Source organism: Holdemanella porci (assembly GCF_019052655.1).
GTDB lineage: Bacteria > Bacillota_I > Bacilli_A > Erysipelotrichales > Erysipelotrichaceae > Holdemanella > Holdemanella hominis.
In genome coordinates, this window is the sequence record NZ_JAHQVB010000054.1 from 1 (window position 1) to 14,641 (window position 14,641).

Below are 14,641 nucleotides of genomic sequence, written 5' to 3' on the forward strand. Positions count from 1 at the left end.
TTTCCTGTTCAGTTTTCAAAGATCATCTGCACCTCAGCAGTGCTCATCTATATTACCAAATACTTTTCACTTCGTCAAATGTTTTTTTAATTTTTTTTAAAAATTTGTGAATTTATTTAAATAAATCATTAACACATTGTTTACACACAAGTCATATAATGCTGACTTGAAATACATAAAATACTATAAATAAATGGATAATCGATATTAAATCCTACACGAATCGTCTCAACGTTTACAATTATACGACAACACATTTCATTTACTTTTCTCAAAGAAAGAAAATTTCGGGCTACTTTCATATATAAAAAAATATAATTTAATTTAAAAAGGAGCCTACGCTCCTTAATCGATAACTAGATTCTTTATACCATTTTGTTTTGCACAATCATAGAACTCTTGCATCTTTTCACTAGAATACATTTTTGGATTTTCTTTAAAACAATACTCCATATCTAAATACGCATATTTAGATTGGGCCAGAGGATTATAATTCAAGATTTCATAATGAACATCTTCATAACAAGAAACCAAAAATCTTGATATAGAAGAAATATTCTCAAAAGAAGCAGTCATTGCCGGAATTAAAGGCGTACGTACGATCACGTGTTCTTTTTTATTACTCTGAAGTAAATACGCAATATTCTTTAATACTTTTTCATTTGAAACACCCGTATATTGTTTATGCAAATTTTCATCATATAATTTACAATCACAATAAATCTGATCCAAGTAAAGTAAAGCTCGTTTTACATTCTCTAAATCCGTATATAGACTTGTTTCAATAGCCGTATGAATTCCTTTTCCCTTACAAGCCTTTAATAAATCAATCAAAAAATCACTTTGTAAAAAGGGTTCTCCCCCTGAAAAAGTAACTCCACCTTCTCTTTTAAAGAATATTTCATCCTTTAAAATTTCCTGAACACATTCCTCTACCGTATACTCTTTGGCATCCATACTCAAAGCTAAAGTAGGACATACATCACAAATCGCATCCCAATCTTCTTTTGCGTTTCTTGAAATACAAATTTTATGATCTACATATCTAACTCCACCCTGTTTTGATGCATATACACAACTAAGACAATGCATACACTTGGATTCCATATACAAGACTTGTGGTAAATAAGACAATCCTTCTGGATTTTGACACCACTTACAGCGAAGTGGGCACCCCTTAAAAAACACCGTTGTACGAATTCCTTTTCCATCGTGTGTCGCAAAACGCTTTATATCAAATATATACCCTTTAGATGTTGTCATAACTTGTCCTTGCGATAATTTCATCCTGCAACTCTCCAGCAAGCTCTGTAAAATATGCTGTATAACCAGCAACACGAACCGTCAAAGAGCGATATTGATCCGGATTTGCTTTGGCATTTAATAAATCTTCTTTACGAACTACATTAAACTGAATATGTGGAATCTCTAAGTCAACAAATGTACGCATAAAATTCGCAAACTTATCAATACCCGATTCCGTCTTAAAGAATTCTGGTAAAAACTTCATATTTAATAAGCCACCATTTGTTGTACAAGAATTATCTAAATGCGATACCGATTTTAAGACTGCTGTAGGACCCTTTAAATCTCGACCATACACAGCCGATAATCCACCATCTGCCAAAGGCGTTTGGGCAAGCCTTCCATCACAACTAGCCCCTACATTTTCTCCCATAGGAACATGGGCACTCACCGTATACATTCCTGTATGATATTCTCCATTACGATAGTTTGTATATTTTCTTAATTTATTTCTAAAACTCAATGCCCATTTTGCACCCAGCTCATCCACCCATTCCACATCATTTCCATACTTAGGTGCACGATTTAGTAACATCTGGCGCATGACTTCATTGTTTGAAAAATTTTCTTTCAAAGCTTTTTCTAAACCAGCTGCATCAATTTTCTTTTCATCATATACAAGCTTTTTCAAAGCCGCCAAACTATCTGCAAGGTTTGCCACTTGAATCATTTGAATACCCGACAAATTATAATGCGCACCACCACGCGTTACATCCATGCCTTTTTCCATGCAATCATCAATGACACTTGATAAGAAGGCTGTTGGTAAAATATCAATATGTGCTTTTTCCACTTCTTCTAAACATGGAATCATTTTATCGATAAAATAATCCATCATTTTTTCAAAGGCAGATTCTAAATCAGAAAACGAAGTATATGTACTTAAAGACCCATAATCAGGCCCCATTTGTTTTCCCGTCAACAAACAACGACCATGATTCAAAGTAAGTTCTAACACCTTATTCATATTAAACATGCCCGAATCCGACCAACCTAAATTATTGCCTTGTGTTGTAAGTTCCACACAACCAACAACCGCATAATCCATGGCATCAAAATGTGATATACCTAAATCTTCCATCGCCTTAATAATTGCCTTATCATTGAAAAATTGTGGCATTCCACTTCCTTTTGAAACAACTCGAATCGCATGTTTTAACAGTTCATCATTCGTATGTTCATGAAGTCGAACAGATAAGTTGGGTTGTGGAAGACCAATATCTTCTTGTGCATTTAAAAACAAATGACTCAATTCATTACTAAAATCGTTTCCATTTTGATCTTGTCCACCAACACAAATATTGAATCCAATTGGAAAACCTGCAAAATATTTAGCACTATGCGCATTTCTTAGATATACAATCTCATTGAATTTCAACCATAAACATTCAATCAATTCTAAAGCTTCACTTTCTTTTAACATACCTGAATCTATATCTTGTTTATAGTAAGAATATAAAGTTTCATCTAAACGACCCGGAGAAAAACTAGATGCATTACTTTCCATGTGTAGCACTACAAATAAAAACCATAATGACTGCAATGCTTCATGGAATGTTGCAGCTGATTTATAAGCTAGATTTTCACAAATCTTTGCGATATCTTTTTTATTCATTTCCAAAGCTAATTCATGATAGCGAAGCATAAACTTCTGTACACCTTGCATCACTAAAATAACACATTCATAGAATTCTTTTTTTGATTCAGAACATGTTTTTAAATGATTTCTAGCTAAATCAATATAGCCTTGTGGACCAAGTTCTAACCATTCCTTTACATTTGGACAAATATGCCCCTGAGCATGATCGGTTTGATTAACTTTTACTACTTTAGAAATTGCACTAATTTCATTGCCAAAACGATTCTTAATAACATCCTCTAAACTTTTACCTTTCCAATATGGAACAATCACTTTACGAAAAGTCTCAATGTCTTCAGGACGAACATTAAACTTATCTTGAGGACGTGTTGGAATCGTTTCAAATTCACGATCCACCCAAGAAATTCCACTTTCTGGAAATACAACACCATAACGAACACCTTTTGTTCGATTTCCCACAATCAACTCTTCAGGTTCCATACCAATTTCAATTTCATTTAACGCGTTATACAAAGAAAGTGCACGCTTATAAGGAATCGATTTATCTTCATTTTCTTGATATGTTCGTGTAATAATCAAAGCTTGCTCAATACTTACAAAGCGAGGTTGAGACAACATTTTATCTTTCAGAATAGAAATACGATTTAGCATAGTAAGTCCTCCATCTACAATTAGATTATAAAAAGAACTATGATCAAAATCAATAGTTCTTTATTACTTTTTATTATTTTTTATTGTTTGTAGAATTCCATAAAACGCATCCACTTTGGCATACTCATAATTTCCCATTTGATAAAATTTATCCGAATCCGCCAACATATAGGCCTTTTTCGATTGTTTTAAAACAATACGCTTTGTTTGACCATCATTCGGCATATAGGTCATAACACTTTTGGACTCTAAATCTATACCAACCACACCTAAAAAAGCTAAATCAAAATGAAATCGTTGAAGAAATTCATCGCACATATTACCCACAAAACCATTTCTTGCATAATCAAATTCGCCACCAATAAAAATAGAATGAATTTGACTTGTAGAAAGAATCTGAATTACATCCAACATATTCGTAACGACTGTAATACCTGAAATAGGTCTTAACACTAATAATTTAGCTAATTCAATATTCGTAGTCGAAATATCCAAAAAGACTGTCATATTTGGTTCAATCAAATCATAAGCCATTTGCGCTATTTTTTGTTTCTCCTTACTATTCACACTCTTTCTAGAATTGGCATCCTCTAAATGAACATTTAAACGATTCAAAATCGCTCCACCATAAATCTTTTTACATTTACCTTTCGATTCTAAAAAAGCTAAATCTTTACGAATTAAATCGGGTGTTACACCAAAACGTGTACTTAAATCTTTTACCAACACTTTACCATTCTCTTGTAAATCTTCTAAAATTAAATTTTGTCTTTCTTCTACAAACATACTCATCACCTGTTTAAATATTATATCATTTTTGTGATATACTAAGAAACATAGAGGTACTACAAATGAATAAAAACGGAAATTTTAAAAGTACGGTAGGATTTGTGCTTGCCTGTGTAGGTTCTGCCGTAGGAATGGGAAACATATGGATGTTTCCATATCGTTTAGGACAATATGGAGGAGCTGCCTTTCTGATTCCATATTTAATTTTTATCGCCTTATTTGGTCTTGTTGGCTTATCGGCTGAATTTGCGTTAGGAAGAATGGCAAAAACCGGAACGTTAGGCGCTTATACATATTGTTGGAAGAATAAATTTGGTAAATATATTGGATGGCTTCCACTACTTGGATCTCTTGGGATTGCGATTGGATATAGTGTCATTTTAGGATGGGTATTTCGTAGCATTCAAGGCGTACTCACAAACGAACTACTCACAAATGATATTCCAGCTTTCTTTACGAATATGACACAATCCTTTTCGAATGTGCCATGTCACTTTTTGGTCTTGTTTGTGACTTGTTTATTGTTATTCATAAGTGCCACAAATGCCATTGAAAAAGTCAACAAAATATTAATGCCAGCCTTCTTTATTTTATTTATATTCCTTGCCATTCGTGTCAGCTTATTTGACGGTGCTATCGAAGGTTATAAATTTTTGTTTGTTCCTAAATGGGAATATTTACTCAACAAAGAAACATGGATAATGGCCATGGGACAAGCTTTTTTCTCCTTATCCATTACTGGTTCTGGAATGATTGTATATGGAGCATATTTAAAGGATGATGTAGATATTCCAAAGGCAAGTATGCAGACGGCTATATTTGATACAATTGCTGCGATGCTAGCGGCATTAGCCATTATGCCTGCCGTATTTTCTTTTGGCATCGATCCCGTTAGTGGCCCTAGTTTAATGTTTTTAACCCTTCCTGAAGTATTTAAACAAATGCCACTCGGCAATCTCTTTGCTCTATTCTTCTTTATTTCAGTAGCTTTCGCCGGAATCACAAGTTTAATCAACATGCTTGAAGCTGTGTGTGAGTCTTGGCAACACCGCTTTCGCATTTCTAGAAAAAAAGCTGTTTTACTTTGTGGCATTATCACACTCGCCATATCGGTATGTATTGAAAATGGAGATATTGTAGGTAAATGGATGGATGTTGTCACAATCTATATTATTCCTTTTGCAGCACTACTTGGAGCCATAACTATTTACTATGTTTTAGGATGGAATGCTTTAAAACAAGAATTAGACAAAGGAAGAAAAAAGCCAGTTGGACCGACTTTTAAATTCTTAGGTAAATATGTTTATGTATTTCTTGCCATCATTATTTTGATTTTGGGAATTCTTTATAACGGTATTGGCTAAGCGTTTCTAAATCTTTCCAAGTAAATACACAGTCCTCTAGTATCATATAGCTATGAGGGCTGTTTTCTTTTGGAATCGAAACTGAGCCTGGATTCATATAAATAATACCATCTCGATCTTCAATTGCAGGAATATGTGTATGTCCACTTAGTAATATATCCCCCATTTTTAATTTAACAGGTTCTAAATGTCCATGTGTACAATAGATAAAAAGCCCGTTTATATCCAACACAGAATAATCTGCTAAACATGGAAAATTCAATACCATTTGGTCAACTTCACAATCACAATTTCCACGAACACATAAAATCGAGTCTGATATGGAATTCAACATCTCAATCACTTTTTTAGGTGCATAATCTTTTGGTAAATCATTTCTAGGTCCATGATATAAAATATCCCCCAATAAGATCAATCGATCTGGTTTTTCGTATTTGTAAGCATCCATTAGTTTTTGACAATAATAACTTGAACCATGGATGTCACTTGCGATCATATACTTCATTAAATTTCACTCCCCTTTAAGAAAAAAGAATGCCGAAGCATTCTTTTATTTATTATTCACCTTTTTCTAAAGCTAATGTACGAGTTGTTAAATCACATACTTCAGTTGGTCCATAATATTGGATTGCTCCTGGATAAGTATATGCAGTTTCAACAGCCCATGTATCACGGTTTGCTTCGAAATATTTGAATGGTTTTCCATCTAATTCAACCAATGCTTTTTTGATAACTGGTTTATCTTCGCCATTACGACGTTCGATATTCATCATCTTAGTGATTGGCATACCACCAGCAACCCATTCTTCAGCTGGTTTAGATAAGTTAGATACTTTTGATAAATATCCATTATATCCGTATTGAATCAACATGAATGCGTTGTATCCTAATGAGTAGCAATAGTCAGCATCAAAGTTTGATGGGAATGCACAACGTCCTTCGTATCCGAAGAAGTGGTGTAATGCATTGAATTTACCTGTAAATCCTCTTTCAGTTAATTTATCTTTAACTAAGGCTGAGAACAATTTTTCTGATTCAATTAAAGATACCTGTACGTTTCCGTGTGGATCTCTTTCTAAGAATAATTGTTGTTGGATAGTTTGAGGTAAGATTGCGAATACAGCCATTGATTCAGCAGTTAAACCTTTTTCAATGAATGCATATTTTTCTTCCCAGCTACCTAATGCGTTAAATTCTTCTGTTTTGTTTCCAGCTAATAATTCGTTGATTTCAGCAATCAATGCTTTAAATTCTGGAACAAATTCAACTACACCTTCAGGGATAATTGCAACACCGAAGTTGTTTCCATTTGCAGAACGTTTTTCAACAGCATCTGCAATGTAGTCAGCGATTTCAGATAAAGATTGTTTTTTAGCAGCAACTTCTTCTGAAATTAAACAAATGTTTGGTTGAGTTTCTAAAGCACATTCCAAAGCTACGTGACTTGCACTACGTCCCATAACTTTTACAAAGTGCCAATATTTTTTAGCAGAGTTTGCATCACGTTCGATGTTTCCGATTAATTCACTATATGTTTTAGTTGCAGTATCGAATCCAAATGAACATTCGATGTCTTCGTTTTTCAAGTCACCATCGATAGTTTTTGGACAACCGATAACTTGAACACCTGTATTGTGAGCAGCAAAATATTCAGCTAATACAGCAGCGTTTGTATTTGAGTCATCACCACCGATAATTACGATAGCAGTGATTCCGTGTTTTTCACAAACTTTTGCAGCAACTGCGAATTGTTCTTCAGTTTCTAATTTTGTACGTCCAGATCCGATAATATCAAATCCACCCGTATTTCTGTATGCATCGATATAAGCATCGTCGAATTCAACATAGTTGTCTTCTAATAATCCAATAGGACCATTTTTAAATCCGTAAAGAACGTTTTCTTTACTAGTAGCTTTTAATGCATCGTATAGACCACAAATAACATTGTGTCCACCAGGTGCTTGTCCACCAGATAAGATTACACCTACAACTTGTTTTTTAGCTGCAGAAGTATTTTCTCCTTTTTCGAATGTAATTTCTTTTTCTCCGTAAGTGTTAGGGAATAAAGCCGCGATTTTTTCTTGGTCTGCAACACTTTGAGTTGCATTTCCTTCCTTAACACAGATTTCTGAAATACCATTTCTTAACATTCCAGGCAATTTTGGACTGTATTGGTATCTAGCTTTTTGAAGTGGTGATTGATTCATTTTTATATCTCCTTTTCAATTTATACCTACATTAAAAATTTTATAACACTTTGCCCAAAAAGTAAATAGAGCACCCCATCCAAGGCCTTTATTCAAGGTTTGAATTTAAATATTCCTTACTAATTTCTTTTTGTAGATATTCAAAAAACAAGCCAATATGATACCCATCCGCTACGGCATGCGCAATTGTGATATTTACAGGCATTTGATAATTATCATCATATTTTCCAGCAGTGATGATTGGAAAGAAGGCAGCACCCCCATTGACCATACGACTTGAAACCGCAGTAAATGTAGTCCATGGTGTACATGATACACAATAAAAGTTTGCAGGTTGGCCCGATTTTACCTTAATGCCTCTTTTGGTTTTACCTAATTCCATATCAGAAGTAATATTCTTGTAGAAAGAACCAAAATCGTCTGTAAAATCCGTCCAACAATCCGAAAATGTATGATCTTCTTCATGGAAAATCGTATAATTTGGAACTAAAGAATCCCACACACATAAATCTCCGTTTTTATCTTTAAACATTTTAAAATTCTCAATTCGATTTAACACTTTAGTCACACAATAAATCAACGTTGGATAAAATTTATATCCATTTGTATGACAAAAACTTAATAACTCACTCACATCAATATTGGCCGTCATATTCACTTCAACATTTAAACTGTTTGTATAATACAAATAATGCTCTTTACGACACCAATTTTCTAAATCAATCTTCTTATATCTACACATAAAATCTCCTATATCATCGTCATAGTTACAGTACCCACTGTAATCAAAATTAAACCTAACAATGCCTTCTTAGATAGCTTTTCATGAAATACAACACGAGAAAAACCAATTGTTACAAGTATACTCAATTTATCAATTGGCACAACGATGCTTGCAAGTCCATCCTGTAAAGCACGATAGAAACATAGCCAAGATCCTCCTGTTGCAAAACCAGATAAGATGATAAACAAGAGTTCTTTTCGATCGACGTCTTTTATTTGGGACTGCTTATTTTTCACAAAGACCATTAGCCAGGCCATAACTAAGACAACACTTGTACGAATGGCCGTACCTAAATTAGAATCAATTCCAGAAATACCAATCTTACCTAAAATAGATGTAAGACTCGCAAATACAGCTGACAAAATCGCATACATCAACCAGCTTTTATCTGAAGAATTAGATTCAACATCCTCTTTTCGAGTAATCATCAACATTGTACCTACACCGATCATGCATACACAGCCAATTTTAGCTAAAGACAATCCTTCATGAAAGAAAATACAAGCCAATAGAATCGTTAAGATTGTACTGGATTTATCAATCGGAACCACCTTATTCACATTCCCATTTTGTAAAGCCTTAAAATAACATAGCCAGCTAGCTCCTGTTGCGATTCCAGACAAAACTAGAAACAACAAAGTTTTCCCACTGATATCCGTAATACCGGATATAGTTCCAGTTAAAAGAACAAGAATCCACGAAAAAACTAAAACCACAATGGTACGTATGGCGGTTGCCACATCAGAATCTGTTTTTGAAATCCCACATTTTGCGAGTATGGAAGTAATGCCCGCAAAAAAGGCAGAGCCTGTCGCATATAAAATCCACATAGTATCACCCAAATGAAATTTTATACCTCATAATCTCTTAATACAAATGCAAAAAGGAAGCAGTGTCTAAACTACTTCCAACATATTTTCAGCATCATTGGCCGCTTTTACTTTATCATTAGCACGAACAATAATTCCAGATTCATCTATTAAGTACGTTGTACGAACCACACCCATAGATACCTTTCCATAATTCTTCTTTTCTTTCCACACATCATAAGCTTCAATCACTTTTCTTTCTGGATCTGCCAACAATGTAAAGGCAAGGCTATACTTTTCTTGAAACTTCTTGTGTGAAGCCACCGTATCTTTACTTACCCCTAAAATGACAGCTCCTTTTTCTAAGAATTGTGGATATCTTTCAGAAAAACCACAAGCCTGCTTTGTGCAACCCGCCGTATTATCCTTTGGATAAAAATATAAGATAACTTTTTTACCTTTATAATCACTCAATTTGTGTATCACACCATCTTGATCAGGCAATTCAAAATCAGGTGCTTGAATTCCAATTTCTAACATATATATTCTCCATTCTGTTAAACAGATTATAGCATTCCAAACAATTTAAACATACCCATATGCACAAAAGGAAGCATACTTGCTTCCTAACGTTTTTTCTTACTCATTTTACTTGATCTAAATTGAGCTTGTCTTTGCGCTTTTTTTGTAGGCTTTAGGTTGAATTGTTTCTTTTCTAATACGCAAACACTTTCAATATGATCTGTATAAGGGAATAAATCCACTAATTCTAATTTATTTGTGACATAACCTTGTTTTCTAAATTGGTTTAAATCACGAACCTGTGTTCTTGGATCACAAGAAATATATAAAATTTTTCTTGGATTTAAAGCGGTTGCACACTCAATAAAATCTTTTGTCGTACCAGCACGAGGCGGATCTAAAATGATCGCATCATAATGATTGTGATATTTTCTTGCCTGGCGCATAAATTCTGTTGAATCCATCGCAACAAATTCAATATTTTTGATTTTATTTTGTTTCGCATTGTATTTTGCGTTTTCAATCGCATCTGGATTCACTTCTACACCCATGACTTTCTTACAAGAATCTGTCATCGTTAAACCAATTGTACCAACACCACAATATGTATCTAGTACTGTATCTGTTTCCTTTAAATCTAACATTTTCTTAGCTAAGCCATACAATACTTCACATTGTTCAGAATGAATCTGATAGAACGAATTGTGTGAAAACGCAATGTCTAAGCCACATAACTCATCATGAATCATACCATTTCCATATAAAACAATAGCTTCATCCTGCAAAACAATACTTGTCTTTCTTGGATTGATATTTTGTACAATTGTTTTAATTTGTGGAAATTCACTCGTTAATACACGAACCATATTTTTTCTTGAAGGAAAAATTTTCTGACTTGTCACAAATACAACCATCACTTCATCTGTCTTATGTCCCCAACGAATCAATACATGACGCAATAAACCAGTCCCTGTTCTTTCGTTATATAATTCTAATTTCATAGAACCAACAAGTTCTGTAATCTTGTTGATAATTTCATTGACAAGTTTTGGCTGCATTATACAATTTTCAGTCTTCACAACACGATGCGAATGAGGCGCATATAAACCTGAATATACTTTTCCTTTATCTTTCGCAAAACCAACAATTACTTTATTACGATAATGTGTATCATTCTTTGCCATATGCACATCGCCAACACGAACCTTTAAATGTGCTTTTTCAACCAATTCTTCCACATCTTTTTTCTTTTTATCTGCCTGCATACTCGGCTTCAGTTTTAAAAGTGAACATCCACCGCATATTTTTTCTACTTTACACTTCACTAATTTTCTCCTTTATTAAGTCAATAACCTTACTTGAATCTTTAACTTCAATTGTTTCAAATCCCAAATTACTTGCTGCAACTACATTATCTTTTCGATCATCTAAAAATAAGCATTCAGATGCCTTAAGATCATATTTTTTTAATAATATATGAAATATTTCTGGATCCGGTTTAATTTTCTTATATTCATAAGAAAAAACACCGCCATCTATATTATCAAACACACCACAACTTCTCAAATACTTTGTGTCATCTTCTGGAATATTTGAAAGAATATATACTTTGTATCCGAATCGTTTTAAATCTTTGATATACGCAACATTATCTTTTAATGGAATCACAAATTCTGTCCAATGATACATCAATTCTTTAATATTTAACTCTAACTCAGGAAATTGTTTTACTCCCTTTTCAATCATTTCTTCCACTGAATAGAGTCCTTGATCATACTCATCCCATAAAGAATCAAAATAGAATGATTTCACTTCCTCTTGTCCTTCATTAAAGAAGCTATAAATCAATTCATTTGAATCAAATTTAACCAATACATTTCCTAAATCAAATACTATATTTTTCAGCATATGCCAATTATACTTGAAAAAAACATCTAAAACAAATATGATTTTTGAAGAAAAGAGGTATGTTATGATTAAACCAATAATGAAAGATGAAGCTTTCTTAGCTATAAAATCCGTTCCAGCTACAAAAATGGATACACAAGTGGCTCAAGATCTAAAAGATACATTACAAGCTTATAGTAATCAATGTGTAGGCATGGCAGCCAATATGATTGGTGTTTCTAAAAATATTATTATCTTTGCGATTGGGCCTGCACAAATTGTGATGTATAATCCAAAAATCACAAAGAAATCTAGACCTTACAAAGTCAAAGAAGGGTGTTTATCACTAGAGGGTGAAAGAAATACAACTCGTTATGAAAATATCACCGTTGAATACCAAGATGAATCTTTTAAAAAGTGTAAACAATCCTATTCTGGTTTTGTTGCTCAAATCATTCAACATGAAATTGATCACTGCAATGGTATCATCATTTAATAAAGCCAGGAAAAACCTGGCTTTTTATATAATTTGAATAATTCGATCTTTTAGATCCTCTAAATATAAAGGTTTACTGATATGCCCATTCATACCGCCTTGTAACATTTCTGTATATCTTGCATATACGCATTGGCACTCATCGCAAGGATTGGAATCTTTTTATCTTTTTTTCGAATTTGTATAGTCGCCTCATACCCATCCATAATAGGCATCCTAAGATCCATTAGAATCAAATCTAAATCCTTGATTTGATCAAACTGTTCTACAGCCTCTTTACCATTTTTAGCCTTATACACAATAGCCCCTTCACTTTGAAGCATAAACTCTATCACTTCCATATTGATCTCATTATCTTCCACGACAAGTATAGATAGATTTTCAATGGACATTGTTTGATTTTTTAAAGATTTATTCTCAACAGGATTCAAATCAATCTCTAAAGGAAGTTGAACAATAAATTGAGTACCTTAATCAATTTTACTTTCCACCTTGATTGTGCCATCCATCTTCTTTACAAACTCTTGCACAATACTCATCCCTAAACCCGCACCATCTATACGTTTATTTTTTTGAACAAAAGGTTTGAACAATTTGTTTTGTATGAATTCTTCATTCATTCCAATTCCTGTATCTTCTACAAAAAATTCAAAACAATCCGCTTTTTCTTTAACAGACAAATACACTTTACCACCTGGTCTATTGTATCTGATCGCATTACTTAAAAGATTCAACAAGACCTTCTCAATATGTGTAGGACTACCCATCAAATGATCATGTTCTATTTGAGTCTTCATAAACAATTCAATCTTATAATTCGATACCTGTAGATCAATAATAGTTTGAACCCTACCTAATAATTGACTTAATTCAAACGATTTATTTTCCAACACAGCCGAATCCGTTTGTAATGTTCGAATATCTAAAATATCATTTACCAAAGACAACAAGTGCGTACTTGATATCCACATCTTATCATAGGCATCTTTGATGCGTTGTTTATCATCACCACATCTTTGAATCACTTGAAGCATTCCTATAATCCCATTGATTGGTGTACGAATATCATGGCTCATATTTGCCAAGAAACGCATATTAACTTGATTGGCTTTTGTTTCATTTTCTAAGGCGAGTTGAAGCTTTCTATTCATATCAAAATAACGCTCTGTATCATGACAACGACGAACTTGTTCCTCCTCAAAAATCCTCTCATAATATACATTCTTTTTCTCTAATGCCAAAATTATGACATCCAAATCGCAAATAACTTTGCCATATTTATATCGAGAAGATTCAACCATCAAGCCTTAACGAATCTCATCCGGATGTTTAGCCATATATGAATCCATATATCGTAAGATGGCTTTGACTTGATCAAACATCTTCTGCTCTAAATAATAATCAAATAAAGCAATACAAGCATCTATATATTCTACCGCATACATAGTCTCAATACGTTTTTCAAGTTCATCAGCACATCTATTAAATTCAAAATCCATATCGGCTTTACTAAATAATTCAATACCGCAATTCAAATAATCTTCTAAAATAATATGTTTGCCATCATGCTCATCTAAACCCATATTAAATGCTTCTAAAGCCTTATCCACTTGATTTAGGCTATTGTAAATCAAAGCTAAATTCAAATAGACATAGGCACCCATATCTTCAACGCAACAAGGCATGAATTCTTTGGCTTTTAAAATACTATCTAAAGCCTCTTCATACTTTTCCTGCTTTACGTACGTAATTGAAATATTATTATACTCATAACAATAATGTCCAACATCCTCATGTTCCATCGCAATCTGTAAAGCTTTTTCGTAATAATAACGACTTGAAACATTTGCCCCATCATAATAGAGCATGACACCCATTAAATTGAATGCAGAAATAAGTTCTCTTACAAATGGCATACTTTGATACTGCAAAATGATCGGTTCAATAATCTCTTTTGCCTTATTAAAATTTCCTTCATAATAATAAGCCATACCCAAATAAAAGGTGGCCGCAACTACAACTTCTAAATCATTTGAACTTTCATTTAATACATCACGATAAAAATTTTCCTGCTCACTTAACTTTAGTTTTCCAACACCTTCTACTTCTTTCATTAATTCTTGATACTTCATAATCTTCACCTAAATTAAATGTATCATGAATGAAAAAAAGGAGCTGTAACGAATAAGTAAATTTTATTACTTATGGAGTTCAGCTCCTTTCTTTT

At 33.3% G+C, this 14,641-nt stretch carries 15 protein-coding genes; 2 read left to right on the forward strand and 13 right to left on the reverse strand.

The window, feature by feature from the left end:
- Positions 1–345: 345 nt before the first annotated feature.
- The 3 genes from KTQ83_RS09245 to KTQ83_RS09255 form a co-directional block, all read right to left on the reverse strand.
- Positions 346–1,287 (reverse strand): glycyl-radical enzyme activating protein, encoded by a 942-nt coding sequence (locus tag KTQ83_RS09245; RefSeq protein ID WP_217256604.1) that lies wholly within the window; start codon positions 1,285–1,287, stop codon positions 346–348.
- Positions 1,250–3,556 carry a glycyl radical protein gene (locus KTQ83_RS09250; protein WP_217256605.1) on the reverse strand — a complete coding sequence of 769 codons (2,307 nt, stop codon included), beginning with the start codon at positions 3,554–3,556 and terminating at the stop codon, positions 1,250–1,252. Before KTQ83_RS09250 ends, KTQ83_RS09245 begins: the two co-directional genes overlap by 38 nt.
- Before the next feature lie 63 nt (positions 3,557–3,619).
- Entirely contained in the window at positions 3,620–4,342 is a 723-nt protein-coding gene (locus tag KTQ83_RS09255) for a DeoR/GlpR family DNA-binding transcription regulator (protein ID WP_199593306.1), read from the reverse strand.
- 65 nt (positions 4,343–4,407) lie between these two features.
- Between KTQ83_RS09255 and KTQ83_RS09260 the strand changes: the two genes are divergently transcribed.
- Positions 4,408–5,709, forward strand: coding sequence for a sodium-dependent transporter (locus KTQ83_RS09260; RefSeq protein ID WP_217256606.1), 1,302 nt, complete (start codon positions 4,408–4,410; stop codon positions 5,707–5,709).
- Here KTQ83_RS09260 and yfcE read toward each other — a convergent pair.
- From yfcE to KTQ83_RS09295, 7 genes are all read right to left on the reverse strand, one after another.
- Positions 5,669–6,214, reverse strand: a complete 546-nt coding sequence (gene yfcE / locus KTQ83_RS09265) for a phosphodiesterase (RefSeq protein WP_217256607.1) — start codon at positions 6,212–6,214, stop codon at positions 5,669–5,671. The two genes, KTQ83_RS09260 and yfcE, sit on opposite strands and share 41 nt — an antisense overlap.
- 52 nt (positions 6,215–6,266) lie before the next feature.
- Positions 6,267–7,916: a diphosphate--fructose-6-phosphate 1-phosphotransferase gene (locus KTQ83_RS09270; protein WP_118116365.1), complete on the reverse strand. Its 1,650-nt coding sequence runs from the start codon at positions 7,914–7,916 to the stop codon at positions 6,267–6,269.
- A gap of 88 nt (positions 7,917–8,004) precedes the next feature.
- The gene (locus tag KTQ83_RS09275; RefSeq protein ID WP_186999417.1) at positions 8,005–8,658 is read right to left on the reverse strand and encodes a CatA-like O-acetyltransferase; all 654 of its coding nucleotides are present in this window, start codon (positions 8,656–8,658) and stop codon (positions 8,005–8,007) included.
- Positions 8,659–8,666: 8 nt separating this feature from the next.
- A complete protein-coding gene (locus KTQ83_RS09280) occupies positions 8,667–9,530 on the reverse strand; it encodes an EamA family transporter (protein WP_217256608.1) in 864 nt (287 codons plus the stop codon).
- Positions 9,531–9,596: 66 nt separating this feature from the next.
- Complete coding sequence (gene bcp / locus KTQ83_RS09285; RefSeq protein ID WP_186999419.1) at positions 9,597–10,049, reverse strand: thioredoxin-dependent thiol peroxidase; 453 nt, start codon at positions 10,047–10,049, stop codon at positions 9,597–9,599.
- Positions 10,050–10,135: 86 nt separating this feature from the next.
- A complete protein-coding gene (rlmD, locus tag KTQ83_RS09290) occupies positions 10,136–11,356 on the reverse strand; it encodes a 23S rRNA (uracil(1939)-C(5))-methyltransferase RlmD (protein ID WP_186999420.1) in 1,221 nt (406 codons plus the stop codon).
- Entirely contained in the window at positions 11,346–11,939 is a 594-nt protein-coding gene (locus KTQ83_RS09295; protein ID WP_186999421.1) for an HAD family hydrolase, read from the reverse strand. The genes rlmD and KTQ83_RS09295 overlap by 11 nt, the downstream gene beginning before the upstream one ends.
- 64 nt (positions 11,940–12,003) lie before the next feature.
- On the opposite strand from KTQ83_RS09295, the gene KTQ83_RS09300 reads away from it, so the two are divergent.
- Entirely contained in the window at positions 12,004–12,414 is a 411-nt protein-coding gene (locus tag KTQ83_RS09300; RefSeq protein ID WP_186999422.1) for a peptide deformylase, read from the forward strand.
- A gap of 89 nt (positions 12,415–12,503) precedes the next feature.
- Here the strand turns inward: KTQ83_RS09300 and KTQ83_RS09305 are convergent, their stop codons facing one another.
- The 3 genes from KTQ83_RS09305 to KTQ83_RS09315 all read right to left on the reverse strand — a co-directional run bounded on the left by KTQ83_RS09305 (position 12,504) and on the right by KTQ83_RS09315 (position 14,546).
- Positions 12,504–12,806: a response regulator gene (locus KTQ83_RS09305; protein WP_147346805.1), complete on the reverse strand. Its 303-nt coding sequence runs from the start codon at positions 12,804–12,806 to the stop codon at positions 12,504–12,506.
- 78 nt (positions 12,807–12,884) lie between these two features.
- Entirely contained in the window at positions 12,885–13,655 is a 771-nt protein-coding gene (locus tag KTQ83_RS09310; RefSeq protein ID WP_217256609.1) for a sensor histidine kinase, read from the reverse strand.
- Between the two features lie 66 nt (positions 13,656–13,721).
- The gene (locus KTQ83_RS09315; RefSeq protein WP_217256610.1) at positions 13,722–14,546 is read right to left on the reverse strand and encodes a tetratricopeptide repeat protein; all 825 of its coding nucleotides are present in this window, start codon (positions 14,544–14,546) and stop codon (positions 13,722–13,724) included.
- Positions 14,547–14,641 lie beyond the last annotated feature (95 nt).